The sequence below is a fragment of the Rhodanobacter sp. BL-MT-08 genome (assembly GCF_054161255.1).
Genome location: NZ_CP167872.1, coordinates 3165472 through 3191465, shown reverse-complemented (window position 1 = coordinate 3191465; position 25994 = coordinate 3165472). Strand labels below are relative to the sequence as shown.

Here is a 25994-nt window from a genome sequence, read left to right as displayed (position 1 = left end):
GAGAGCGGCAGGCGGGGTTGAGGTTTAACGCTGCGGTTATGGCGTGGCCGGTGTGCTCTTCAGACACGAGCTCATGAAGGTCTTGCGGTCGGCGCCCTTGAGCGCCTTGGCCTTGGCGTCGGCATTGCAGCTGGTCATTTTCTGCTGCTGGGTCATTTTTGTCGGTGCGGCCATGGCGGACGTCTGACCTTTCAGGCAGCTGCTCATGAAGGTTTTGCGGTCGTCGCCCTTCTTGCCGGTCGCCTGCTTGTTGCAGTCGCTCATGCGCTGCTGCTGCGCCGTCGGTGTCTTGGCGGCCGGACCGCTCATGCTGGATTGCGGAGACGCAAAAGCGGCACCGGCGAAAGCGAATGCCGCGCTTATGGCCAACGTACGAAGAAGTGTCATCGACATCGTGGAGTCCTCCCTAGGTGACCGGCGAGCGCCGGCCGCGCCAGTCTATGCCTCTCGTCGGAAGACGGGCAGTGGGGGAAGTTCTATTTTTGCTGTAGTACTGGCCGCACTGCGCTGGCCCGAGAACCAAGACAGCGGCGGCAATGTGTCATTGAAACAGCATTGCCGCGCCGCGATGACGTCAGGCCGCTTCGGCCCGGGCCTTGCACGGGCCTTCCAGCAACGCCTTGCGCAGGTTCGCCACGATCAGATCCACTTCGGCGCTGGTTACATTGAAGTGCGGGGTGAAGCGCAGCGAATTGACGCCGCCGTGGATCACGCCGACGCCGCGCTCGCGCATGTATTCCTCGGTGGAGCCGGCGCCGTAGCACTTGTAGTCGCTGGACAGCTCGCACGAAAATAGCAGGCCGGTGCCCTGCACCTTGGTGATCATGCCGCCCAGCTCGCTCTTCAGCGCGTTGAGCTTGTCGAGAAACTCGTGGCCGCGGTCGCGAATGTTGTTGCGCAGTTCGTCGGTCAGCAGATCCAGCGCGGCGCAGGCCACGTCGAGCGCGCGCGGATTGGCCGTCATCGTGTTGCCGTAGATGCCTTTGCGATACAGCGCGGCCGTGCGCTCGGTTACGGCGAGTACCGACATCGGATACTGGCCGCCGTTGAGTGCCTTGGAATAGGTTTCCATGTCCGGCGCTTCGAAGTCCTGAAAGCCGGGGTAGTCGATGATGGACAGCACGCCGTGCGCGCGCAGGCCGGCCTGGATCGAGTCGACCAGCAGCAGCGTGCCGTGGGCTTTCGTGAGCGCGCGCGCGGCGGCGTAGAATTCGGGCGTCACGGCGCGGCCCGGGTCGCCTTCGCCCATCACCGGCTCGAGGAACATTGCTTCGATATGCCAGCCGTTCTGTTCGGCGTCGGCAAAGGTTTTCTTCAGCTGCTCGACGTTGTATGGCTCCACGATCAGCAGCTGGTCGTTGTGATACTTGAAGCTGCCCAGGTGCTGCATGTACGTCTTGCGGGTGGAGTCCGAATACAGCGCCGGCAGCTCGGTGCGGCCGTGGAAGGCGCCGCGCACGGCAATACGGCGAATCTTGCGGCCGGCGTGCGGGCCGCCTTCGTCGGTCATCAGCTTGGTGTTGACGTCGGCCAGGCGGCCGGCAAGGCTCACGCTTTCCGAACCGGAGTTCAGGCACATGATGTGCGTGTACGGGCTGCCGCCGCGGGTGTGGCCCAGCTCGCGCTGCAGCGCCTTGCTGAGGCGCATTTGCGCCACGCTCGGCGTCATGACATTCGCCATCACCTGCGGCCTGGCCATGGCCGCGGCAATGCCATGGTGGTTGTGGCCGAAGCCGAGCATGCCGTAGCCGCCGTTGTCGTGCAGCACGGCGCCTTTCAGCGTCACCACCCACGGGCCGCTGGCCGCCGCAGGCAGGTAGGGGTTGATCGCGTCGTCGGGGTAGAAATTGATGAAGCCGGCCTGCGCCTGCGCCAGCTGCTCGACTTCATCGAGCTTGAGAAAACCTCCCATACCGGCCGCGGCCATCTCGGTACGCAGTTCGCGGTGACGCACCACCGCTTCAGCGATCGCTTCGACCAGGGTGGGATCGATCGCGGCCATGCGCTCGATGCTGGCGTCATCCAGGCCGGCGGTACGTGGCTTGCCGCCGAATTCGCGCAGTTCACGCAGCTGTTCAATCATACGCATGACGCTTCTCCTCACCCCGTCGGCGCCTCGCTCCGAACGCAAAGCAGGCCGCCAGGTTTTTCAATGCTTGGTACGGACGCTGGGTTGGGTGTGCTGCACCGAAACAGATGCGCATTCCCGGCCCCTTTCTCGTGGGCTCTTAGCCCTCTGATGCACCGCCGCACAAGGGCTGGCGGGCTCAGGCAGGCGTCGAGCATAGCGCGAGCAGGGGGTGGTCCGGTACCCCCTGCATGACGGCTGTCACCCCCGATCACTGACGCTGGCGACTGCTTATCAGGCGCGGCAACGCCCAGCATGGGCAGCACAGGAGGAGCACTCATGCCCAACATCACCGCCCCGATCGCCCGCCTCGATGGCGTCATCAAAACCTACGGTCGGCTTACCGCGCTGGACGGCGCCGATCTGCAGATTCGCCGCGGCGAGCTGCTGGCGCTGCTCGGCCCCAACGGTGCGGGCAAGACCACGGCCATCGCGCTGCTGCTGGGCCTGATTCGCGCCGACAGCGGCAAGGTCGAGCTGTTCGGGCAGAATCCGCAGCGCATCGACGCGCGCCGCCGCATCGGTGTGATGCTGCAGAGCGCGGCGCTGCCGCCGACCTTGCGCGTCGGTGAACTGCTGCGGCTCACGGCCAGCTATTACCCGTCGCCGCGATCGCTGGCCGAAACCGCCGAGCTGGCCGGCATCGGCGCGCTGCTGTCGCGGCCGTACGCCAAGCTCTCCGGCGGCCAGCAGCGCAGCGTGCAGTTTGCGTTGGCGCTGTGCGGCAATCCCGAGCTGCTTTTTCTGGACGAGCCGACCGTCGGCATGGATATCGAGATACGTCAGAAGCTGTGGGCGGCGATTCGCCAGCTGATCGCCGAAGGCTGCTCGGTGCTGCTCACTACGCATTACCTCGAAGAGGCCGAGGCGCTGGCCGATCGCGTCTGCGTGATGGCGCACGGGCGGATGATCCACGAAGGCACGGTCGAGGCGCTGCGTTCGCGGGTGTCGCTCAAGCGCATTCGCTGCATCAGCGCGCTGGATGTCGAACTGGTGCGCAGCTGGCAGCACGTTACCGACGTACGCCGCGATAACGAGCGTTTGCATGTCACCACGGCCGAAGCCGAAGCCGTGGTACGCCGACTGCTCGACGCCGACGCACAGCTCAGCGAGCTGGAGGTGCAGCGTGCCGGCCTCGCCGAAGCGTTTACCGAACTCACCCGCGATGCGGATCAGTCGTCCACCACCCACCAGCGCGAGGCTGCCTGATATGGAAACCGTCCTGTCGATCCATGATTCCGCACCTGCCAGCGCGATGCCGTGGCAGCGCGTGTTCGGCGCCTATGTGGCTGAGGCACGCAGCGAATGCCTGCGCTATATGCGCGCGCCGGGCTTCATACTGCCGATGCTGCTGTTTTCCACCGTGTTCTATCTGATGTTCGGCGTGCTGTTGAATCACGGCGAAGCGTCGCGTTATCTGCTGGCCAGCTACAGCGCGTTCGGCATCATCGGACCCGGACTGTTCGGCTTCGGCGTGTCGCTGGCGAGCGAACGCGACGGCGGCCTGCTTACGCTCAAGCGCGCGCTGCCGATGCCGCCCGGTGCTTACCTGCTGGGCAAGATGATGATGGCGATGATTGCGGCCACCATCGTTACCGTGCTGCTGGTTTTGATCGGCGTGTTTCTGGCGCACGTGACTCTGAGCGCCGTGCAGATAGCCAGGCTGATGCTGACCGGTGCGTTCGGCGTGCTGCCGTTCTGCGCGCTGGGCATGTTTGTCGGCACGCTGATCAAGGGGCAGGGCGCGCCGGGTCTGCTCAACCTGGTCTACCTGCCGATGGCCTTTCTCTCCGGCCTGTGGCTCCCGCTGACGATGCTGCCGCAGGTGCTGCAGAAGATCGCGCCGATCTGGCCCAGCTATCACCTCAATCAGCTCACCTTATCTGCCGTGGGCCTGAACAACGGCGCGCTGCTGCCGCACGTGCTGGCGCTGATGGGATACACCGTCATCCTCCTGCTGTTGGCCATACGTCAGCTGCGGCGTGTCGGTTGAAGTAGCATGGTGGATAACAAGACATCAACGGATGGCCGGCGCATGAAGTCCAACCTGCTTGCGAGATGGTTTGCGCCCGCGCCGGACTCGGGTTATGCCGATGACATTCGTCGGGGCCGGAATCCCTTGGCAGATAGCGTGCACCTGTTGTGGTCGCTGTGGATTTTCGTGACACCGATGTTCGAGCGCGGCCTCACCGGTTACACGAGCCGCTGGCTGCTTATGACGTTCATCACCTATCCACTGTTCCTCTACCTGTTCATCAAGGTGCAGCTGGTCAGCCGCCGACGATTGTTTTGGTACCCGCTGGCCATGGTGGCGCTGTGCTTTGCTTCGATGCCTTGGTACGCCAGTAGCGTGAGTTATCTCGTTTTTGGCTGCATCATGCTTTACCACTGCCACATGAGCCGGCGCGCGTATATGGCCGGCCTTCTGGCGATCAACGCGATTTTTGTGGGCGAGGCCTGGTCGCTCGACTATCCGCTTGTGATGATTGTGATCATGCCCGGCACCATCTTCATCATCTGTACTATCGTGATGGTCGAGAGCATCAGCAAGGAGCGCAACGCCATGCTTGCGCTATCGCAGGATGAAGTGCGTCGTCTGGCAGGCCTGGCTGAGCGCGAGCGCATAGGCCGTGATCTGCACGATCTTCTTGGCCACACCTTATCGCTGATCACGCTGAAGCTGGAGCTCTCGCGCAAACTGTTCGATCGCGATAGCGAAGCCGCGCGGCGCGAGATGGAGGAGGCCGAGAAAGTCGCGCGTCATGCGCTGGCCGAAGTGCGCAGCGCCGTCAGCGGCATACGTGCTACCGACCTTGCTGCTGAACTGGCATCGGCGCGACTGCTGCTGGAATCCTCGCGGGTGCATTTCGATTACAGCGAATTGCCGACCGATCTGCCGGCCGACATCGAGCGCGGCTTTTCGCTGATCGTGCGCGAAGCGGCCACCAATATCGCGCGCCATGCCGAAGCCAGCGCCGCAAAAATCGAGATCATCCGCGAGCATGCCAGCGTGCGCATGCTGATCAGCGACAACGGCCGCGGCGGCATCAGCAGCGATGGCAATGGCCTGTGCGGTATGCGCGAACGCGTTCGCGCGCTGGGCGCCACACTCACCATCGAGTCGCCCCGCGGCCACGGCACGAAACTTCGCATCGTGGCTCCCGTGCCGATTCTTCGATTGGTCGAAACGTCGCGCGCCCCGTCGGATCTTTCGCTGGGGCCAACCTTGAACGCCAACGCATCCGGGAATCCCGCCGCATGAATCCATCGCTGCCTGCTTTGCTTTTATCAGTCCACGAGGCGATCGCGTGATCCGCGTGCTGCTGGCCGAAGATCAGGCGATGGTGCGCGGCGCGCTGTTTGCGCTGCTCAACCTCGAATCCGATATCGACGTGCTCGGCTCGGCCGCCGATGGAGAAATTGCGTGGCGCGAGTTGCAGCGCTTGAAGCCCGACGTGCTGGTCACCGACATCGAAATGCCCGGCCTGACCGGGCTGGAGCTGGCGCAGCGGATCCAGCGGCACGCGCTGCCGATCAAGGTGATCATCGTCACTACCTTCGCGCGCCCGGGCTTTTTGCGTCGCGCGCTGGATGCCGGCGTGGGCGGTTATCTCTTGAAGGACGCGCCGGCCGAGAACCTGGCCGAAGCGCTGCGCACCGTACATCGTGGCGGCCGCGCCATCGATCCGCAGCTGGCGCTGGAAGCGTGGTCGGAAGCCGATCCCCTCAACGATCGCGAGCGCCAGGTGCTGCGCCTCGCCGGCGAAGGCCAGTCGGCCAGCGATATCGCCACCCAGCTGAACCTGTCGCACGGCACCGTGCGCAATTATCTCTCCGAAGCCATCGGCAAACTCGGCGTGGCCAATCGCATCGAGGCGTATCGCATGGCGCGACAGAAAGGCTGGCTCTGAATAATCCAGATTAGATAAATCGAATCCATTTATAAAAAACGCTTGCGATTGAAAATAAACGCGCGTATTCTCCGTCACCTCGCCACTCCCGGCGATAACCGAGTCATTTATTCATGTCATTCCATATCGCCATCGTCGTCCAGCCAAATACGTCGCCGCTAATGCGCGATGGTGGCCGGCGCGCGCGCCCGGAATACGTGGCAGGAAAAGATTTCGTTCACTCACCAGACTGATTCCGTTCGTGGAGATCGGTCACCCCGATCTCCCGAGGCAACGCGAACGCCCTCGGGTCGCTACCCGGGGGCGTTTTGTTTTTGGCGTTCGCAAGGAAAGTCGTGGATCGACCAACGTTTAAGGAATGCGTTTCGCCCTGAAGCATCCGGCTGCTCCCAGCCGAGGCAGGGGCGCAGCTGCGACGGGCGCCTTTGCGCTGCGTCCCGATGTGCCGAACAGGCTCTATCGCGCGGGCTGTGCGGGAAACGGATTCACCGGATAGGACAGGTGCAGCCGAATGGGCGGCGCGTTTGTCCACACGTATTGCCGGTTGGCGACAGCCGGCAATACGGAGCATCGAACCAGCAGGTTCCCGCGGTATGGGTTTAAGCCCCATCCGGTGCGCGCGGCCATGCCGATAGCGTATGCCAGAGCCTGCCAGGCGGTGTTCCGCAAGCTGACGTTAGCTCAGAGGTAGAGCGGCAGCCTCGCGGCTGCTGGCCGCCGGTTCGACTCCGGCACGTCAACCACTGGATAGCTCAGATGGGTAGAGCATCGGTCCTGAGAAACCGATTGTCGCGGGTTCGAATCCCGCTCCAACACCATGACCTGTTGCGTCATGACACCAGGAACGAAAGTTCCGACCAGGAAACGCCTCGTGCGTTGCAGGGCATACACGCCATGGAAGGCGATATGCGTTGCAGGGCAGCGAAGGCGAAGCCGGACCCACGTCCTGAAACCGGGCGATCGGGTATTGCGACGGATGCCTCTGCGGAATATTGCACGCTTTCGGCGAGATAACCGATTCCCCGCGAAAGCATGCGGGTTTCGCTTCGCTGACGTCAAGAGGCGTTTCCACCTTATTTTTTATCAATTCGTTATTAATAGCGAATCGATTATCCCGAAAGGGAGATCCCTGCGTGGATCTACCGATTATCAAATCGACGTATGCGCCGTAACGATCCGGCGGCGCTTACGGATTATCTATCGGATCGAAACCAGAATAACCAAAAAGGAGAATCATCATGTTCTGGCTCAAGCAAATCGTGATCGGCGACGGCGAGCGCGGTTTGCTGTATCGCAACCGTCGTTTCGAGCGCGTCCTGCCTGCTGGCGTCTACCGGATCTTCGATCCGCGCAACCGCGTAGCCGTAACTATCCACAACCTGGCCAAACCCGGGTACGCCGGTGCGGATGCCGATGTGCTGATGGCGCAAATGGATGGCCCGCTGTCCGAATGCTTCACGGTGGCCGACATTGGCACCTTAGAAGTCGGTCTGGTGCTGAAGAACGGCAAGCTTGAAGACGTGCTCGCGCCGGGTACGCGCAAGCTGTACTGGAAGGGTCTGGTGCCGGTCGAGGTGCAGGCGGTGTCGCTGGCCGATTCGCTGGAGGTTGATGCGCGCGTGGCCAGTCGTCTGCGTCAGCTTGGCCTGCTGGCCAAGGTGGCGGTAACGGTGGATGTACCGGTGGAGTCGGCGGGCCTGCTGTTCGTCGACAGCAAGCTGCTGCGTACGCTGGCACCCGGTGCCTACGCGTTCTGGAATTTCCAGAAGAACGTGGCGGCCGAGGTGATCGAGCTGCGCGTGCAGTCGCTGGAGGTGTCCGGTCAGGAGTTGTTGACGCGCGACAAGGTCAGCCTGCGGGTGAACCTGGCCGCCAGCGTGCGCGTGATCGATCCGGTTGCGGCGCGTACGAAGGTGGCCAAGTACGGCGACTACCTGTATCGCGAGCTGCAGTACGGCTTGCGCAAGGCCGTCTCGGACAAGACGCTGGACGAACTGCTCGGCGACAAGGCGTCGCTGGATGCGGACATCTTTGCCTACGTGCGTAGCCGTGTCAGCGAGCTGGGCCTGGAGGTACTCGGTGTCGGTGTGAAGGACGTGATCCTGCCGGGCGAGATGAAGACCATCCTCAACAGCGTCGTGCAGGCGGAGAAGGCCGCCCAGGCCAACGTCATCCGTCGGCGCGAGGAGTCCAACGCCACCCGTTCGCTGCTCAACACCGCGCGCCTGATCGAGGAGAGCCCGACCCTCATGCGCCTCAAGGAGCTCGAGGCGCTGGAAAAGGTTACCGAGAAGATCGACAAGCTGACCGTGTTCGGCGGCCTGGATGGCGTGCTGAACCAGCTGGTCAGTCTGAAGTAAACACCGCGTGGCGATCGCACGGACGCGATCCCCACGATTTCATTCAAGGAAAGAATCATGCAAGGAAAGAGTCATGATGAAGCAAAACTATGAACTGCTGCACGCCGAAGGCAGCACCACGCCGATCAAGGGCTGGGTGCACGGCGTGCCGCTGGAAGAATCCGCCATGCAGCAGCTGCGCAACATCGCCGCGCTGCCGTTCGTCGGTCCGTGGGTTGCGGTGATGCCGGACGTGCACTTGGGCAAGGGCGCCACGGTAGGTTCCGTGGTGCCGACCAAAGGCGCCATCATTCCCGCCGCTGTCGGCGTGGATATCGGCTGCGGCATGGCCGCGGTGCGGACCACGCTGACGGCGAAGGACCTGCCCGACAGCCTGGCGCAACTGCGTTCCAGCATTGAGCGTGGCGTGCCGGTCGGCAACGGTCGCGGCGGCGATCACGGGCGCATGCCCGACAGCATCGAAACGCGGCTGGCGCAGTCCGGGCTGGTTGCCAGGCTGGAGCTGATCAAGGCCAAGCACCGCAAGATCCGCACCGACAAGGTCGACAAGCAGATCGGCACGCTCGGCGGCGGCAATCACTTCATTGAGGTGTGTCTGGATGAGTCCGATGCCGTGTGGGTGATGCTGCATTCGGGTTCGCGCGGTACCGGCAACCTGATCGGCAGCTACTTCATCGAGAGGGCGCGCGAGCAGCTGACGCATCGGGTGCTGGGATTCCATCTGCCGGACAAGGACCTGGCATTCTTCATGGAAGGAGAGGCGCTGTTCGATGACTACGTCGAAGCGGTGTCCTGGGCGCAGGATTACGCCCGCGCCAATCGTGAGGCGATGATGTCGCGGGTGCTGGCGGAAATGCGTCACCGCCTGCCCACATTCCAGCTCGCCAAGATGGCGGTGAACTGCCATCACAACTACGTGCAGAAGGAGACGCACGGTGTCGACGAACTGCTGGTGACCCGCAAGGGAGCGGTCAGTGCGCGCGAGAGCGAGCTGGGCATCATTCCGGGCAGCATGGGCACGTGCAGCTACATCGTGCGTGGCAAGGGCAATGACGACAGCTTCCACAGCTGCAGCCACGGTGCGGGTCGGGTGATGAGTCGTACCGCGGCGCGTCAGCAGATCACGCTGGCTCAGCATCGTGAAGCGACGGCGCATGTCGAATGCCGCAAAGACGCGGCGGTGATCGACGAGTCGCCGGCGGCGTACAAGTCGATCGACGCCGTGATGGCGGCACAGACCGATCTGATCGAGGTGGTGCACACCTTGCGTCAGGTGCTGTGCGTGAAAGGATGAAGCCCAGGCAACCCCTGGGTTTGCAGCAAGCGGCGCCGCTCCTCGTGAGCGGCGTTTTTTTGTGCTTGAAAAATTTGCCTCGCAGAATACCGTTGCAGTGGATAAGTGACTCGCCCAAGGATCGCTAGAATGAGCTTCACGTCGCACGGCGGTGCAGGGGCATGGGGTTGATGATCGTTATCCGGTTTCGCCTCGCTGCGCTTTTTCGCACCGCGCTCCTGGTCGCGTCGATGTGGCTGGTGGCTTGCACCCATCGTTCCGACGCGCTGACAAACGACGCCTACATCTGGCAGCGCGTATGGACGCCGGCCGTGACGCAGGCGATGCATGACGGTGCCGCCGATGTCCGCGAGTGGCGCGTGCTGGCGGCGCAGACCGATCGCGCTGGGCGGCTGCAGGTGTTTCATCCGGATGTTTCCGCGCTGTCGAGCAGCGGCAAGCCGATCGTTCTGGTTGTGCGTATAGACGGCCAATTGGTGCAGTGGAATGAGGCGCTGCTGCTAGCTGATACCTTGGCGCTGTGGACGAGTTGGCAGGGGTACGGTATGCGCGTCGCCGGGCTGGAGATCGATCACGACGGCGGCACGGCGAGGCTGCCGGCCTACGCGCACTATCTCGCTGCGCTACGCTCAGAGCTGCCAGGCGTGAGGCTGTCGATTACTGCGTTGCCGGCATGGCTGCATTCGCCGGACCTCGCGGCCGTGCTGGCGCAAGTGGATGAGTCGGTGCTGCAGGTGCATGCCGTGCGCAATCCGCGGGCGGGGCTGTTCGACGGCACGCTTGCCCTGCATTGGGTGGACGATTACGCGCAGCGCAGCGGCAAACCGTTTCGCGTAGCGCTGCCGACGTATGGCTCCCGCGTGAGCTGGGATGCTCAGGGCCATCTGGTCAGCGTACAGAGCGAAGCCGGCGTGCTGGATGCCGGCGACGACAGCCGGGAGCTGCTCGCCACGCCGCAGGAGATCGCCGACTTTCTCGCGCGGCTGCAGCGCGATCCGCCGGCGCACCTGGCCGGCATCGTCTGGTTCCGCCTGCCCACCGCCAGCGATGATCGCGCCTGGAGCCTGCCGACATGGCTGGCGGTGATGCGTCAGCAGCCGCTGCGCGGCGAAGTGACGGCCAGCGCGCGGCCCGGCAGTACGGCGGGCACGCTCGATCTGATCCTGCAAAATGCGGGCGAGCTGGACCAGCCGCTGCCGGCGGCGGCGCTGCTGCCCAAGGGCTGCACGCTGGCCGACGGCGTCAACGGCTATGCACTGGACGCCGGTCGCGACACACTACGCATCGAACGCTTGCAGCCGGGGTTGCTGCGGGCACACGGGCAACGGGTCATGGGGTGGGCCCGCTGCGCCACACAGGGAGTGCAGCTGCATGTGGAACCGTAACGGGGTTTGCGTGGTGTGCGCTGTCGCTGCGATTACCGTAGGCGCCGTGTGGGCGTGCGGCCCGGATTTCCCCAGTCAGCTGCTCGATCATCGCGATGCCACGCTGAAGGCCACGCCGCAGAACAGCTTTGCCTGGGAAGCTGCGCATCTGCTGCCCGCCACCGACAAGCTGCAGGCGCACGAATCGGACGTGTCGTCCTACGACGCGCCCAAGCCCGCCGACGACGCTGCCTCGCAAGGGCTGACGGCGGCGCAGTGGCAGCGCGTGCTGGCGCTGCGGCGGTCGGCGGGCGGCAGCAAGGCATATGACGATGGCAAGGATCTGCCCGAGGACCTGCGCCTGTATGTGGCCGGCGCAGTGGATTACGCCGCCGCCAATCAAGCGTGTGCCGCGGCGTCGAAACCCGCCGAGTCCACCACGGCGGCGACCGCCGCGACCACCGCGTGCGACAAACCCGATCAGGCAAAAATGGACCTGGCCATCGCCAGCTTCGAGAAAGTGCTGGCGCTGCCGCCGGACCAGGCGACGCTGCGCTCGGTGTGGGCGGCTTATTCGCTGGGCCGTATTCATGCGCAGCGCGCCAATGCCGCGATCAGCGACGCGGCGGCGTTCAAGCGTGAGCGCGAGGCTGCTGCCAAGGCGTTTCAGCTGGCGCGCACTCGCGCCGTCGCCGGCGCTACGGACACGCAAGGGCTGGCCGTCTCCAGCTTCGGCGAGGAGGCGCGGTTGTATCTGTATAACGGCAAACAGCAGTGCAGCTGGGCCAGTCTCTACGTCGACGATAACGACTGCGGCACAGGCATCGCCGTGGCCGATCTCAAGCACGCGATCGCGCTTTACGCGGCGCAGGCCGGGCACGGTTCGGATAGCGCGGTGCAGTCGCTGGCCACTCTCGCCAATAACGTGCTGCGTGACGACGACCGCGCTGCCGCGCTGGTGGATGGCCCGCTTTCGCAGCGCCTGCTGGTGGCCTATGCGCTCGCCCGCGTAGGCGACGGCGCGGATAGCGACGCGACAACGAGCGCTTCGGCCAAGCCCAATCCGGTATTGCCGGCGTTGGTGCAGGCCATCGAAAAGCAGGGTCTCGATCATGTCGCTGGCGCCGACCGTCTGGCTGCGCTGGCCTATGGCAGTGGGCGCTATGACCTGGCGGCAACACTGGCGGCCAAGGCGCCGGGCCCGTTGGCCAGCTGGGTCGACGCCAAACTCGCCTTGCACAAGGGCGATCTTGCCGCTGCCGCCGCCGCCTATGCGGAGGCTGCCAAAGCCTTTCCTGCATCGGACGATCCCAAGGCGGCGATTGAGCCGAGCAACGTGCTGCTGTTGGGTGGGGAGCAGGGCGTGCTGGCGCTAGCGCGCGGTGAATACGTTGAGGCGATGGATCATCTCTATGCCGCGGCCAGTCGCGCCGGCGGCGACGGTAATACGTATACCGACGAGGATGGCGGCATCGGCTACGGCAACGACACGTTTTATGTCGCCGAGCGCGTGCTCACCATCGACGAACTGAAGGCTTTTGTCGACGCGCATGCTGCCGCGACGCCCGTGCCCGCCCCGAGCAAGGACAAGGATCACCACTACGGCTCGGGCACGCTGGCCGACAACCTGCGCTGGCTGCTGGCGCGCCGGCTGATGCGGGCGAAGCGTTACGACGAGGCGCAGGCGTATTTTCCGGCCAGCGGCGATCCGCGCTTCGGCGACGTCGATCTGCGCGCCAAGGCCAGCGAATACGCCAATGACCTTCATCATGCCGACAGCGCCTGGACCGATATCGGCAAGGCGCAGGCGCGCTATGCCGCCGCTGTGATCGCCCGCGAAAACGGCATGGAGCTGCTCGGCTTCGAGCAGGGCCCCGATTATGCGGACAACGGCGGTGGCCTTCAGGGTGGCAGCGGGCACTCGGCCGCCGACCTGAAACAAACCTTTGTCACCGACGGCGAGCGCCAGCGCTTTGCCGACAGCGCCGCAAAGCTCAACTGGCGTTTTCATTATCGCTATATAGCCGCCGACGAGGCGGTTGCCGCGGCCGACCTGCTGCCGCCGCGCTCGCAAGCTTTCGCGGCCGTGCTGTGCAAAGCGGCTAGCTGGATGCGCGAAGGCCCGCCCGATTACGACGACCACTATCAGGGATATAGCGACACCAAGCCGACCGGACCATCGGAAGCGCAGCGTCGCGTGGAAACCTATTACCAGCGTTACATCAAGCAGGGCGCCTACGTGGAATGGAACGACAATTTCGGCGCCGATTGCCAAGCGCCGAACTTCGAGCGTGCGCGGCAGCTGCTGCGGCATCAGCGCATCGTCAAGGCGAAGCATTTCATCCGGCATTGGCTGCCGGTCGAAATCATTGCGTTCGTGTTGGTGCTGGCCGGCTTGGTTGGCTGGTGGTTGCGCCGTCGCCGCCGGCGCGCGCCGGCCTGATCGCGCGTGCAAAAGACGAACGGCTTCGGCTGCGCGATAATGGCGCGCTGCAAACGCTTCGTCCTCGACGTGGCGTCGCCTTTCTGCCAGCGGCCGCGCGCCTGAGAATGTCCATACCGTGAAGAAGTCCGATTTCGATTTCGAGTTACCGCCCGAGCTGATCGCGCAGGCGCCGCTGGCCGAACGCTCGGCCAGCCGCCTGCTGCTGCTCGATGCACAGAACGGCACGCGCGAGGATCGCCTGTTTCGCGAGCTGCCCGACTTTCTGCGGCCGGGCGATCTGCTGGTGTTCAACGACACCCGCGTGCTGCCCGCGCGCCTCTACGGCCGCAAGGGCACCGGCGGCGCGGTGGAGATTCTGATCGAGCGCGTCACCGGCGCGCACGAGGCCACGGTGCAGTTGGGCGTCAGCAAAAAGCCGAAAGAGGGCGCGCGGATCGAGCTGGCCGACGGCAGTTTCGCCACCGTGCTGGGGCGGGACGATGCGTTCTTTAGGCTGCGCTTCGAATCGCCCGAGCCGCTGGAAAAGCTGCTGCTGAAGCTGGGCGAGATGCCGCTGCCGCCATACATCGAGCGGCATGCTGACGCCAGCGACATGGAGCGCTATCAGACGGTGTACGCGCGCGAGCCCGGTGCAGTGGCGGCGCCCACCGCCGGCCTGCATTTCGATGAGGCGATGCTGGCGACGCTGCGCGACAAGGGCATCGACTTCGGCTACGTGACTCTGCACGTAGCCGCGGGCACGTTTCAGCCGATGCGCGCCGACGACGTGCGCGATCACGTGATGCATCGCGAGTGGCTCAACGTGGGTGCAGCGCTGGTGGAAAAGATCCGCCGCACGCGCGCCGCCGGCGGCCGCGTCGTGGCCGTGGGCACCACGGTGGTGCGCGCGCTGGAGAGTGCGACCCGCGATGGCGAACTTCAGCCATTTGCGGGCGAAACCCAGATCTTCATCTTCCCCGGCTACCGCATCACCAGCGTCGATGCGCTGGTGACTAATTTCCATCTGCCGCAGTCGACCCTGCTGATGCTGGTATCGGCGCTGGCAGGACGCGAGTTCATCCTGGAGTCCTACCGCCATGCGGTGGCGCAGCGTTATCGCTTTTTCTCCTACGGCGACGCGATGCTGATTCTGCCGAAGGGCAGGTAAGTCGACGCGTCAGTTGTTGCCTCTGGCGTTGTCCTTGGCTTTTTCAAACGTCACCTGACCAGTTTTGGCGTCGGCGTGGAACTTGACCAGCTGGCCGTTCTGGAACGCCTCGCCCTCCCAGTGGCCGTGCACGGCCTGAAGGGCCTGCACATGCTTGAAACCCTGCGCGTCGAGCTTTTGCGTGACTTCCGCCGCGCTGAGCCAGCCGTTGTCGGGTGGGTCGGCCAGCGAGGTGCCGAACCAAAGCAGCGCTGCAGCGAACGCCATGCGAATACCTGTCAGTTTTTTCATGCGGTGCTCCCGGAAGAATTGGCGTCACTATCGGCGCTCGCCAACGCGCTGTCGACGTGCCGTGTGCACAATGACGGGCAATCTTTCGTTAGAGCGCGCGGCTCTGACTTTTCGAACCGAATGAGCAGGGAACACCATGCAGCTTGATTTCAGCCAGCTCGACGCCGCCGAATCCTACCGCTGGCTGTCGTCGACGGTGACGCCGCGGCCGATCGCCTGGGTGTCCACGGTGTCCGCCAACGGCATCACCAACCTGGCGCCCTTCAGTTTTTTCCAGGTGATCTGCGACGATCCGGCGACGCTGATGATCAACGTCGGGCTGCGCGCCAACGGTGAGTTGAAAGACACCTTGCGTAACGCGTGCGCCACCGGCGAGCTGGTGATTCATCTGGTCAGCAAGGCCGAAGCGGAGCATATGAACGCCACCGCGGCGACGCTGCCGCACGACGACAGCGAGTTCGACGCGGTCGGCATCGCCACGCTGCCCAGCGTTCGGATCAAGCCGCCGCGCATCGCCGCCGCGTCGGTGGCGTTCGAGTGCACGCTGGCCGAAGTGATTCCGTACCCGGCGGAACATCCGCGCCAGTTTCTGATCTTTGCCCGCGTGCGGCTGGCGCATATCGACGACGCGGTGATGGCCGATGATCGGCACGTCGATCCGGCCAAGCTCGATCTAGTCGGGCGCCTCAGCGGCAGCTGGTATTCGACCACGCGCGATCGCTTTGCAATGAAGCGTCCGGCCTGACCCTGGGCGCAGGCCGGTCGCCCGGCCACTGCCGCCCCGTATAATCGGCCGGATGACTTCCATGACTTTTGCGCTTTCCGCCACCGACGGCGCGGCCCGCCGCGGCCGCCTCACGTTCGACCGTGGCACGGTGGAAACGCCGGCCTTCATGCCCGTCGGTACCTACGGCTCGGTGAAAGCAATGACGCCGCGCGACGTCAGGGACATCGGTGCGGAGATCATTCTCGGCAATACCTTTCACCTGTTTTTGCGGCCGGGGCTGGAGATCGTCGAGCAGTTCGGTGGCCTGCACAAATTCATCGGCTGGGACAAACCCATCCTCACCGACTCGGGCGGCTTTCAGGTTTTTTCGTTGGCGCACAAGCGCAAGATCACCGAGGAGGGCGTGACCTTCGCCTCGCCGGTGGACGGCTCGAAAGTGTTTCTGTCGCCCGAAGTGTCGATGCAGATCCAGACCACGCTGGATTCGGACATCGCGATGATTTTCGACGAGTGCACCCCGTATCCGGCCACGGAAAAGGTCGCCAGCGACTCGATGGAGCTGAGCTTGCGCTGGGCCGAGCGCTCGCGCCGCGGCTTCGACGACCTGAAGAATCCCAACGCGCTGTTCGGCATCGTGCAGGGCAGCGTGTACGAAAACCTGCGCACGCGTTCCGCCGAAGGGTTGATCAACATCGGCTTCGACGGCTATGCCGTTGGCGGGCTGGCCGTGGGCGAGCCGGAGGCCGAGCGCAACCACGCGCTGGATTTCACCGTGCCGCTGCTGCCCCAGGACAAACCGCGCTACCTGATGGGCGTGGGTCGGCCGGAGGATATCGTCGAGGCGGTGCGCCGCGGCATCGACATGTTCGACTGCGTCATGCCCACGCGCAACGCCCGCAACGGCTTTCTGTTCACCGCCGAGGGCACGCTGCGCATCCGCAACGCCAAATATTCGCTGGACACCCGGGTGATCGAGGAGGGCTGCGACTGCTACGCCTGCGCCGGCGGCTTCAGCCGTGCCTATCTGCGCCACCTGGACCGCTGCAATGAGATTCTGGGCAGCCAGCTCGCCACCATGCACAACCTGCGCTACTACCAGCGGCTGATGGCCGGCCTGCGCCAGGCCATTGCCGACGGGACGCTGGACGCGTTCACCGCCGAGTTTTACGCCAGGCGCCGCCCGGCCGCCGCGTAACCGAACCGCCGGGCGCTCGTGGCTGGCGAACTTTTGCGGTTGGTTTGAGTCGCAGGGAAATGCCACGTCCGGCGAGCGCCCGCTGGGCTGGAAGGTTCGCCATCGCCCGGTCGGTGTGCCCGGTACCGAAGCCGCTCCGGTCGTGACCTGCCGTGCACGGCTGGGGGGTGCATGGCATAATCGTTGATCTTTGACCGGCGGCAGCTGACTTCTCGGGCTGCGCCACTACTTGCGAGATAGATCCTAATGACGTTTTCGATTCCGTTCGTGCTTGCCCAGGCCGCGCCGGCTGCTGCGCCTGGTGGCAACCCGATCTTCACGTTTTTGCCGATCATCGTGCTGTTTGGCGTGTTCTATTTCCTGATGATCCGCCCGCAGATGAAGCGCCAGAAAGAGCTGCGCACCATGCTGTCGGCGCTGGCCAAGGGCGACGAAGTGGTGACCAACGGCGGCATTGCCGGCCGTATCGACGAGGTCGGCGACACCTTTATCAGCGTCGAGATCGCCACCAACGTAGTGGTCAAGGTACAGAAGGGTTCGGTGTCGCAGGTGCTGCCCAAGGGCTCGCTGAAGTCCGTCTGATCGGCGGTTGCCGGGCTTCGGTCCGGCCGCTTTTGGGGCTGCTTTTCACGGGATGTTTTCCGATGTTCGCTAACACCGCCGGCTGGTTGCTGCGGCTTCGATGGACGCTATCTGATGGATGCAAGGCATGAGTGATTTTCCCCGCTGGAAGTACGCGCTGGTCGCGATAGTGATGCTGTTCGGCGTCCTCTACGCCTTGCCGAACGCTTTTTTCCCGGTGGCCGCCGTGCAGGTCAGCGCCAACCGCGGCAGCGCGCCGATCGATCAGTCGATTCAGCAGAAGGTGACCGCGGCGCTCGCGGCGCAGCACATCGCCGCCACCAGCGTGAGCGTGCAGGGCGACAACCTGATCGCCACCTTCGGCAACGGCGATACGCAGAAAAGCGCCGCCGACGCGATCAAGACCGCGCTGGGCACCGGTTATTCCACAGCGTTCAAGCTGCAGTCCACCGTGCCGGGCTGGCTGCGTGCGATCGGTGCGCGCTCGATGCCGCTGGGCCTGGATCTGCAGGGCGGCGTGCACTTTTTGATGCAGGTCGACCAGAGCGGCATCGTCGACAAGCAGGAAACGAGCTACGCCGAGGACATCCGCGCCCTGCTGCAGCAGAAGAACATCCGATACGAGTCGGTGGCGCGTAATCCCGTCGCCGGTAAGGGCATCGCCGTGATCCTGCGTTCGGCCGACGATCGCAGCAAGGCGTCCGATGCCATCGCCAACGAGTTCACCGACCTCATCGTGTCCAACGGCAGCAGCACCGGCGATCGCTTTCTGCTCAACGCGGTGATCAAGCCGGACAAGCTGCGCGATCTCTCGCGCAGCGCGATCCAGCAGAACCTAAGTACACTGCGCAACCGCATCAACGCGCTCGGCGTGTCCGAGCCGCTGATCCAGCAGCAGGGCGACAGCCGCATCGTGGTCGAGCTGGCCGGCGTGCAGGACGCGACCGAAGCCAAGAAGCTGATCGGCGCCACCGCGACGCTGGAGTATCGCGCGGGCATTGGCTTCCCCGGTGATCCGCGTGCCCAGGAAGCCATGCGCACGGGCAGCGTTCCGCCGGATGCCAACCTCTATTACATGCGTGACACGCGGATCCCCGTCCTTGTCAGCAAGCGCGTGATCGTCACGGGCAGCCAGCTGGTCGATGCGTCGTCGGGTACCGATACGCGCAACGGCACGCCGAACGTCAGCGTGACCCTGAACGCGGCGGGCGCCAAGAAGATGGGCGACTTCACCAACGCCAACGTCGGCAAGCCGATGGCGGTGGTCTACGTCGAGCGCGTCACCGACACCAAGATCGTCGACGGCAAGGAAGTGCGCACGTCCAAGGACACCGAGTCGGTGATCAACGACGCGACCATCTCCAGCCCCTTCAGCCGGCAGTTCGAGACCAATGGCCTGGCCAGCTTGAAGGACGCGTCCGATCTTGCGCTGCTGCTCAAGGGCGGTGCGCTGGCCGCGCCGGTCGACATCGTCGAAGAGGGTGTGATCGGCGCCAGCCTGGGCGCGGACAACATCAACAAGGGCTTTCTGGCGGTGATGCTGGGCCTGGGCCTGGTGCTGCTGGCCGCGGCGATCTACTACAAGCTGTTCGGCCTGGTGGCCGATATCGCGCTGTTTTTCAACCTGGTGATCCTGGTGGCGGTGATGTCGCTGATTGGTGTCACGCTGACCATGCCTGGTGTCGCCGGTATCGTGCTGACGCTGGGCATGGCCATCGACGCGAACGTGCTGATCTGCGAACGCATACGCGAGGAGCTGCGCAACGGATCGAGCCCGCATGCGTCGATCCGCGCCGGCTATGAAAAGGCTTGGGCGACGATTCTCGATGCCAACGTCACCCACCTGATCGCCGCGCTGGCGCTGACCACCATGGGTACCGGCTCGATCAGGGGCTTCGGCGTGACCCTGATGATCGGCATCCTGACCTCGCTGTTCACGTCGGTGACGCTGACCCACGCGTTTACCGCCATGATCCACGGCCACCGCAAGCTCAAGACGCTGTCGGTCTGAGGAATCACCATGGAAATTTTCAATCACAACAGCAATGTCAACTTCCTTGGCATGCGCAAGTACAGCATCGCGATCGCTGCGTTTTTGATGATTGCCTCGATCGCGCTGATCGTGACCAAGGGGCTCAACTACGGCCTGGATTTCAACGGTGGCGTGTCGCTCACCATCGATTACGACCAGCCGGTGCAGATCACCGACGTGCGCGCGGCGCTGGCCAAGGGCGGCGTCGAGAATCCGATCGTGCAGAGCCTTGGCGGCACGCGCGAAGTGTCGATCCGCATGCAGCCCAAGGACGATCCGGCGGCGCAGCAGGCCGACGGCAAGGTCAATCTCGATCGCATATCGGCCGATGTGACCAAGATGTTGCAGGCGGCTCGACCGGACGCCAAGGTAAAGGACAGGCAGTTCATCAGCCCCGAGGTTGGCGCGGAGCTGCGCACCGACGGCCTGTGGGCGGCGCTGTTCGTGGTGCTGGGTATCGGCTTCTATCTGGGCATCCGCTTCGAGCGTCGCTTCGCCTTTGCGGCCATCGTGACCGAATTCCACGACGTGCTGGTGACGTTGGGTATCCTGGCGCTGGTGCAGCGCGAGTTCGACATGACCGTGCTGGCTTCGGTGCTGGCGGTGATCGGTTATTCGATCAACGACAAGGTGGTGGTGTTCGACCGTATCCGAGAGCTGTTCCGCCTGGCGCGCAAGGCCGAGCCGGAGGAGATTCTCAACCGCTCGATCAACAACACGCTGTCGCGAACCATCATCACCTCGCTGTTCACCAGCATCACCATGGCCGCGCTGTTCTTTTTCGGCGGCACCGCGGTGCACGGTTTCGCGGTGACCATGCTGATCGGCATTCTGGTCGGTACGCTGTCGTCGATCTTTGTGGCCAGCCCGATCCTGCTGTGGCTGGGCGTGTCGAAAAAGGATCTGATGCCGGTGACGCGCGAGAATCCGGAGCTGGCGCGTCGGCCCTGAGCCGCGGCATCGCTCAGCATCAAAAGCCCGGCCTGAGTGCGTAATGCTGTTCACTTAAGCATTGCATCGTAGCCAAGGCGTCCCAAGAATCTGGCCTTCACGTGTTGAAGGCCGGATTTTTTTGTGTCCCTGCAAAGTGTTCTGTTTGATATCGATGAGCTGCACTCGTTCTCTGATCTGAGTACCTTCGCGCAGCACATTCCGGTCGAGTGGGTAGCCTCGGCGCTGGATCTTTCCTCCTCGGCCACAATTCGCCGCCGGCGTTTGCCGTCGGATCAAGTGCTGTGGCTGGTGCTGGGCATGGCACTGTTTCGTAACGAGTCGATCTCGGAGGTGGCTCGTCGGCTGAACATCTGCGCACAAGGCTTGGCCAGCGACAGTCTGTTGGCGCGCAGTGGCGTCTCTCAGGCGCGTCAGCGCCTTGGCGCCGAGCCGCTGCAATGCCTGTTCCGTCAGACCGGCGAGTGCTGGGGCAAGGAGCGCTATCCCGGCGATGACTGGCACGGCTTGCAGGTGCTGGCCGCCGATGGCGCGGTGTTGCGCACCCCGGACACCCCGGCATTGCGTGAACACTTCGGCTCGGGCAATACCGGCACCGATCGCCAGACACCGTTCCCGATGATGCGACTGGTCGCCCTGATGAATGTCCGTTCGCACGTCATGCTGGATGCCCAGCTTAGTCCTTATCGGCGCAGCGAAATTCGCTTGGCCGATGAGTTCATCGACCGCATACCGGACCGCTCAATCACCCTGTTGGACAAGGGCTTCTGGAGCGCTGACCTGCTGCTGCGTCTGGCCGGTGGCGGCCAACAACGGCATTGGCTGATTCCTGCTCGCAAAAATCTGGTGTTCGAGACACGGGAGACTTACCACGCCGATGATCAGTGGGTGCAGATGAAGGTCTCGCCGCAGGCACGCAAACGTAACCCCGAACTGCCTGCGGTCTGGGAAGTGCGAGCCGTGAGCTACATGCACAAGGGACAGCGAAGAACGGTCTACACCTCGCTGCCAGCCGAGCATTACTCCAGCGAAGCCGTTGCACAGTTGTATCGGGAGCGCTGGGAAATCGAGTTAGGCTTCCGGGACATCAAGAGCTCCCTGCAACACAATGCCGTCACGCTGCGCAGCAAGACCGTCGCGTTGATCTATCAGGAAGTCTGGGGTTTGCTCCTGGGCTACAACGTGATCCGTCGCGAGGCCAGTCAGGCCGCCGTGGCGCTCGGCCAAGAGCCAGCCCGAGTGCGCTTCAAGTTCGCCTATCAATACATCGCCGCCCAACTCATTGTCATGGCGGCAGCGCAACCTCTATCACGCACCGGAGTGCGACTGGCTCAACTCAGGGCCGGAATCGGCAACCTGTTTCTGGATAGACGACCTCGGCCTTCCAGGCCAAGGTCCGTCAAAATATCCAAGACTCGCTACCCCGTGAATCGAAAGGCTGCTCCGCTTAAGTGAACAGCATTAGGCCTGAGTGCGGGGCTTTTTGTTGGCGACGAAGGCGTTGCGACGCTCAGTGGCTCAGCTCGGACGCCAGCTGCGCCAGCCGCTGTGGCGTGCCGACATCCGTCCAGGCGCCGCGATAATGGCTGCCGCTGATTTGCCCCTGTGCCATGGCGGCGCGCAGCAGCGGCGCCAGCTTGAATCGTGGCGGTTTCATGGCGGCGCCGGGCGCATCGCCAATCACCGCGCGCCAGTTCTGCAGCAGCGCGTGCCGGTACATGCCGATGCCGCTGAAGGTGAGTTTTCTCGTGCCATCGCCGTGCGCGAGGCCTTGCGCATCGAGCATGAAATCGCCATTCGGATGCTGCGGAGGATTGTCGACCAAAAGCAAATGCGCGAAGCCGGCAGGTTCAGCGGGAAGGGCAGAGAAGTCGGCGTCAGTCCAGATATCGCCATTGACCGCGATAAACGGCGCGCTGCCCAGCAGCGGCAGCGCGTTGAGCATGCCGCCGCCGGTTTCCAGCGGCGTGGTCCCTTCGTAGGCGTAGCGGATGCGCAGGCCCCAGCGCGAGCCGTCACCCAGCGCGTCGGGAAACTGGTCGGCCAGATGCGAGGTGTTGATCACCACGTAATGCACGCCGGCCGCGGCGAGCTTTTCCAGATGCCATTCGATCAGCGGTTTGCCGCCAACCGGCAGCAGCGGCTTCGGCGTGTGGTCGGTCAGTGGACGCATGCGTTCGCCGAGGCCGGCGGCAAAGATCAGCGCGTGTCTCACAAACCTTCCGCCGTACGAAGATCACGACCGCCGACGCGTCGCTGCAGCAATTCCGCAAGGTCGGCGAGGTCGGGATAGCGCTTCGACACGCTGATCACGTAGTCATAAACGCGCGGCACGTCGGCGAGATAACCGGGTTTGCCGTCGCGATACCAAAGCCGGTAAAACTGGCCGAGCACGCGCAGATGGCGCTGCAGCCCGGTCAGGTCGAACCAGCGCAGAAAGCGCGCCTGATCCACGCTGCGGTCGAGGCGCCCGGCGGCCAGAAGATACTGCCGGTACGACTCGACCCAGGTATCGACGCGCGCCGGTGCCCACACAATATAGGCGTCGCGCAGCAGCGAGGCGAGGTCATAGGTCAGCGGGCCGTGCAGGGCGCCCTGGAAGTCGATTATTCCCGGGCTCAAGAGCCCATCGGGAATAATCCCCTGACGATCGAGTCGATCGCCGATGTTTTCCTGCGCGTTGTCGGGTTCGATCACCAGCAGATTGCGGCTGTGAAAATCCCGGTGCACGAAACCGTGCGGCTGGTCTTCGTGATTGCGCGCGATGAGTTCGAACGCGGCATCCAGGATGGCCCTTTCGGAGTCGTTCGGTGCGCTTGCGAGATGCCGTTCGAGAAACCACGCAGGCATGATCTCCAGGCCCTGCATCACCATCGCGCGATCGAAGCGCGGTAGGTCGGTGGTGTCGATGCGTTCCTGCATCCGCAGCAGCGCATCCATGGCGGCGCCATAAAGCGCGTCCACGTTGTCGTCGCGCAGTTCGGCCAGATAGAGCCGGTTTCCCAGATCCTCGATCAGCAGAAAACCATGCTGCACATCGTGCGCGTAAACCGCCGGTACGTGCAGACCCGCGGCAGCGAGCTTGGCGCCGAGCGCCAGCCACGGACGCGGATTTTCCAGCGCCGGCGGCGAGTCCATCACGATCCAGCTGCGGCCCTGATGATACGTGCGCCAGTAGCTGCGGAAGCTGGCATCGGCCGACGCGGATTCGAGCGTCAGCAAATCATCGTGCAAGGTGGCCCGGGTCCAGGCGAGGCGGGCGGCGGCGCGATCGTGCGGTTCCATGAAACTCATGCGGAAGGGCGGCACATCAGCTTAATGGTTTGCGCCGATCAACGTGAGCGGCATCGCGATCACGGGTGGCGTTGGTGCGGCGCAGCAGCCTGTGGTAGTTATAAGGGCATAGCGATGGGTTTGGAGCACAACACGGGAGCGTGCATTCAATAACAGCAAGCCGTGCAGGCACGGCTTCCGGGGCAACCAACGAGGGGAGTTGAATGGGCGCAAGTGACAGCGGTTTCTCGATGACCCGGCGCCAGCTGCTGCGCATGATCGGCATGACGGCCGGCAGCGCGGCGATGTACCAGGCGATGAGCGGGCTGGGCTTTGCCGCTGAATCACCGTACAAGGCGCCGCTGAAAGTGGGCGGTGTGCCCAAGGGTGCTTCCGTGCTGGTGCTGGGTGCCGGTATTGCAGGCATGGTGGCGGCGTACGAATTGCGCCAGGCCGGCTACAAAGTGCAGGTGCTCGAGTACAACGCGCGCGCCGGCGGCCGCAACTGGACGCTGCGCGGTGGCGATACGTACACCGAGCTCGGCGGCGCCACGCAACATTGCGAGTTCGACAAGGGCCTGTACATCAATCCCGGTCCCTGGCGGTTGCCGTATCACCATCACGGCATCCTGCATTACTGCAAGCAGCTCGGCGTGCCGCTGGAAGCGTTCGTGCAGGTCAACTACAACGCCTACCTGCACAGCACAAAAGCATTCGATGGCAAGCCGCAGCGCTTCCGCGCGGTCAAGGCCGACTACCAGGGACACGTTGCCGAGCTGCTGGCCAAGACCACGCAGGCGAATCAGCTCGATACGCTGGTCAGCAAAGAGGATCAGGAAAAACTGCTGCACTCGCTGCGCAGCTGGGGCGCGCTCGACAGGAACTATGCCTATGCCAAAGGCGAGCTGAGCAGCAACCGGCGCGGTTACGAAAAAGATCCCGGCGGTGGCTTGAGTGGTCATCCCATTCCGTCGGAACCGTTTGCGCTGAAGGACATCCTCGATTCCAGGCTGTGGCAGGGCCTGCCGGTCGGCGACAACTACGAAATGCAGACCACGCTGTTCCAGCCGATTGGCGGCATGGGCGTGATCGGTCAGGCGTTTGCGCGCGAGCTGGGTCCGCTGATCCATTACAACGCCAAGGTGACGGCGATCCAGCAGGACGAGCGCGGCGTCACCGCGACCTATGAAGACACCACCGCACCGGGCATCAAGCACACGGCGAGCGCCGACTGGTGCGTATGCTCGCTGCCGCTGTCGATCCTCGGTCAGATTCCGATGAACGTGGGTCAGGCGATGGCCGAGGCGATTGCCGCCGTGCCGTATGCGGCGGCAGTGAAGGTCGGCCTGCAGTTCAAACGGCGCTTCTGGGAAGAGGATGACCAAATCTACGGCGGCATCAGCTACACCGATCAGGCGATCACCAATATCAGCTACCCCAGCACCGGCTATTTCAGCGGCGGCAAGGGCGTGCTGCTCGGCGCGTATATCTGGGGCCTGGATGCGATGGAGTTTACCGCGATGTCGCCGGCCGAGCGCATCCAGCGCGCGCTCGAGCAGGGCAGCAAGATTCACCCGCAGTATCGCAAGGAGTTCGACAACGGCATGGCGGTCGCCTGGCATCGCTCGCCCTTCACCCTCGGCTGTTTCGCCCAGTGGTCGGAGCAGGCGCGCGCCCAGCATTATGACAACCTGTGCCAGTTCGATGGCCGCATCGTGCTGGCCGGCGAGCATGCGTCGCTCCTGCCGGCGTGGCAGGAAGGCGCGGTGACCTCGGCGCTGGATGCGATCGGTCGGCTGCATCAGCGCGCGGCAGCGGCGGGAGCAACGGCATGAAAATCAGCCATGCCACAACCGCAAAACTTTCCGCATTTGCCGCGCTGCTTTTGCTCAGCACGACGCCGGCATTTGCCGACAGCGCGGGTATCCGCAACGACGCCTCGCTGAAGACCGACAGCGGCGCACAGATCTACGCGCATATCTGCCAGGGCTGCCACATGCCGAACGGGCAGGGCGCCATCGGCGCAGGGTACTATCCGGCATTCGCGCACAACCCCACGATGTCATCGGCGTCGTATATGGCGCTGACCATTCTGCACGGCCGCCGCAACATGCCCGCATTCGCGCCCAAGGATCCGGGCGACAGCGAGAGCGAGTCGTTTATCGATCCGGTCTGGCTCACCGACGAGCAGATCGCCAGCGTGATCAACTACATCCGCACGCACTTCGGCAACCACTACAAGGACACCGTCACGGCGGCCGAGGTCAAGGCGCTGCATCCGTAGATCTTTCGA

22 protein-coding genes and 1 tRNA gene are annotated in these 25994 nt (G+C 63.9%); 18 read left to right on the top strand and 5 right to left on the bottom strand.

Annotated elements, in window-relative coordinates; all coding sequences use genetic code 11:
* Window positions 1-36: 36 nt before the first annotated feature.
* Together ACDK93_RS14215 and ACDK93_RS14210 are read right to left on the bottom strand one after the other, a co-directional pair.
* Entirely contained in the window at window positions 37-393 is a 357-nt protein-coding gene (locus tag ACDK93_RS14215; RefSeq protein WP_458069494.1) for a PsiF family protein, read from the bottom strand.
* A gap of 181 nt (window positions 394-574) precedes the next feature.
* Complete coding sequence (locus tag ACDK93_RS14210) at window positions 575-2089, bottom strand: aminotransferase class III-fold pyridoxal phosphate-dependent enzyme (RefSeq protein ID WP_458069493.1); 1515 nt, start codon at window positions 2087-2089, stop codon at window positions 575-577.
* Window positions 2090-2407: 318 nt separating this feature from the next.
* Between ACDK93_RS14210 and ACDK93_RS14205 the strand changes: the two genes are divergently transcribed.
* The 10 genes from ACDK93_RS14205 (at window position 2408) to queA (ending at window position 14650) form a co-directional block, all read left to right on the top strand.
* The gene (locus ACDK93_RS14205; protein ID WP_458069491.1) at window positions 2408-3337 is read left to right on the top strand and encodes an ABC transporter ATP-binding protein; all 930 of its coding nucleotides are present in this window, start codon (window positions 2408-2410) and stop codon (window positions 3335-3337) included.
* 1 nt (window position 3338) lies between these two features.
* Complete coding sequence (locus tag ACDK93_RS14200; RefSeq protein WP_458069490.1) at window positions 3339-4121, top strand: ABC transporter permease; 783 nt, start codon at window positions 3339-3341, stop codon at window positions 4119-4121.
* Between the two features lie 42 nt (window positions 4122-4163).
* Entirely contained in the window at window positions 4164-5390 is a 1227-nt protein-coding gene (locus ACDK93_RS14195; protein ID WP_458069489.1) for a sensor histidine kinase, read from the top strand.
* A 46-nt stretch (window positions 5391-5436) separates the two neighbouring features.
* A complete protein-coding gene (locus ACDK93_RS14190) occupies window positions 5437-6039 on the top strand; it encodes a response regulator (RefSeq protein WP_458069487.1) in 603 nt (200 codons plus the stop codon).
* A gap of 671 nt (window positions 6040-6710) precedes the next feature.
* Window positions 6711-6782, top strand: a tRNA-OTHER gene (locus ACDK93_RS14185).
* Window positions 6783-7277: 495 nt separating this feature from the next.
* Complete coding sequence (locus ACDK93_RS14180) at window positions 7278-8399, top strand: slipin family protein (protein WP_458069485.1); 1122 nt, start codon at window positions 7278-7280, stop codon at window positions 8397-8399.
* Between the two features lie 73 nt (window positions 8400-8472).
* Window positions 8473-9693, top strand: coding sequence for an RtcB family protein (locus tag ACDK93_RS14175; protein WP_458069483.1), 1221 nt, complete (start codon window positions 8473-8475; stop codon window positions 9691-9693).
* A 161-nt stretch (window positions 9694-9854) separates the two neighbouring features.
* Window positions 9855-11078 carry a DUF3142 domain-containing protein gene (locus ACDK93_RS14170; RefSeq protein WP_458069481.1) on the top strand — a complete coding sequence of 408 codons (1224 nt, stop codon included), beginning with the start codon at window positions 9855-9857 and terminating at the stop codon, window positions 11076-11078.
* Window positions 11065-13500: a hypothetical protein gene (locus ACDK93_RS14165; RefSeq protein ID WP_458069480.1), complete on the top strand. Its 2436-nt coding sequence runs from the start codon at window positions 11065-11067 to the stop codon at window positions 13498-13500. The genes ACDK93_RS14170 and ACDK93_RS14165 overlap by 14 nt, the downstream gene beginning before the upstream one ends.
* A gap of 118 nt (window positions 13501-13618) precedes the next feature.
* Window positions 13619-14650: a tRNA preQ1(34) S-adenosylmethionine ribosyltransferase-isomerase QueA gene (gene queA / locus ACDK93_RS14160; protein ID WP_458069479.1), complete on the top strand. Its 1032-nt coding sequence runs from the start codon at window positions 13619-13621 to the stop codon at window positions 14648-14650.
* A gap of 9 nt (window positions 14651-14659) precedes the next feature.
* Here the strand turns inward: queA and ACDK93_RS14155 are convergent, their stop codons facing one another.
* Window positions 14660-14941 (bottom strand): PepSY domain-containing protein, encoded by a 282-nt coding sequence (locus ACDK93_RS14155; RefSeq protein ID WP_458069478.1) that lies wholly within the window; start codon window positions 14939-14941, stop codon window positions 14660-14662.
* A gap of 136 nt (window positions 14942-15077) precedes the next feature.
* On the opposite strand from ACDK93_RS14155, the gene ACDK93_RS14150 reads away from it, so the two are divergent.
* The 6 genes from ACDK93_RS14150 to ACDK93_RS14125 all read left to right on the top strand — a co-directional run bounded on the left by ACDK93_RS14150 (window position 15078) and on the right by ACDK93_RS14125 (window position 21883).
* Complete coding sequence (locus ACDK93_RS14150) at window positions 15078-15686, top strand: flavin reductase family protein (protein ID WP_458069477.1); 609 nt, start codon at window positions 15078-15080, stop codon at window positions 15684-15686.
* 52 nt (window positions 15687-15738) lie between these two features.
* On the top strand, window positions 15739-16863 hold the full coding sequence (gene tgt, locus ACDK93_RS14145; protein ID WP_458069476.1) for a tRNA guanosine(34) transglycosylase Tgt: 1125 nt from the start codon (window positions 15739-15741) through the stop codon (window positions 16861-16863).
* A gap of 246 nt (window positions 16864-17109) precedes the next feature.
* A complete protein-coding gene (gene yajC / locus ACDK93_RS14140) occupies window positions 17110-17445 on the top strand; it encodes a preprotein translocase subunit YajC (protein WP_458069475.1) in 336 nt (111 codons plus the stop codon).
* 127 nt (window positions 17446-17572) lie between these two features.
* Window positions 17573-19456, top strand: a complete 1884-nt coding sequence (gene secD / locus ACDK93_RS14135; protein ID WP_458069473.1) for a protein translocase subunit SecD — start codon at window positions 17573-17575, stop codon at window positions 19454-19456.
* A gap of 9 nt (window positions 19457-19465) precedes the next feature.
* Window positions 19466-20428, top strand: coding sequence for a protein translocase subunit SecF (gene secF / locus ACDK93_RS14130; RefSeq protein ID WP_458069472.1), 963 nt, complete (start codon window positions 19466-19468; stop codon window positions 20426-20428).
* 123 nt (window positions 20429-20551) lie between these two features.
* Window positions 20552-21883, top strand: coding sequence for an IS4 family transposase (locus ACDK93_RS14125; RefSeq protein ID WP_458069471.1), 1332 nt, complete (start codon window positions 20552-20554; stop codon window positions 21881-21883).
* A gap of 55 nt (window positions 21884-21938) precedes the next feature.
* Here the strand turns inward: ACDK93_RS14125 and murU are convergent, their stop codons facing one another.
* Window positions 21939-22643: an N-acetylmuramate alpha-1-phosphate uridylyltransferase MurU gene (murU, locus tag ACDK93_RS14120; protein WP_458069470.1), complete on the bottom strand. Its 705-nt coding sequence runs from the start codon at window positions 22641-22643 to the stop codon at window positions 21939-21941.
* On the bottom strand, window positions 22640-23713 hold the full coding sequence (locus tag ACDK93_RS14115; RefSeq protein ID WP_458069469.1) for an aminoglycoside phosphotransferase family protein: 1074 nt from the start codon (window positions 23711-23713) through the stop codon (window positions 22640-22642). The genes murU and ACDK93_RS14115 overlap by 4 nt, the downstream gene beginning before the upstream one ends.
* 239 nt (window positions 23714-23952) lie before the next feature.
* On the opposite strand from ACDK93_RS14115, the gene ACDK93_RS14110 reads away from it, so the two are divergent.
* On the top strand, window positions 23953-25536 hold the full coding sequence (locus tag ACDK93_RS14110; RefSeq protein ID WP_458069468.1) for a flavin monoamine oxidase family protein: 1584 nt from the start codon (window positions 23953-23955) through the stop codon (window positions 25534-25536).
* Complete coding sequence (locus tag ACDK93_RS14105) at window positions 25533-25985, top strand: c-type cytochrome (RefSeq protein WP_458069467.1); 453 nt, start codon at window positions 25533-25535, stop codon at window positions 25983-25985. The genes ACDK93_RS14110 and ACDK93_RS14105 overlap by 4 nt, the downstream gene beginning before the upstream one ends.
* Window positions 25986-25994 lie beyond the last annotated feature (9 nt).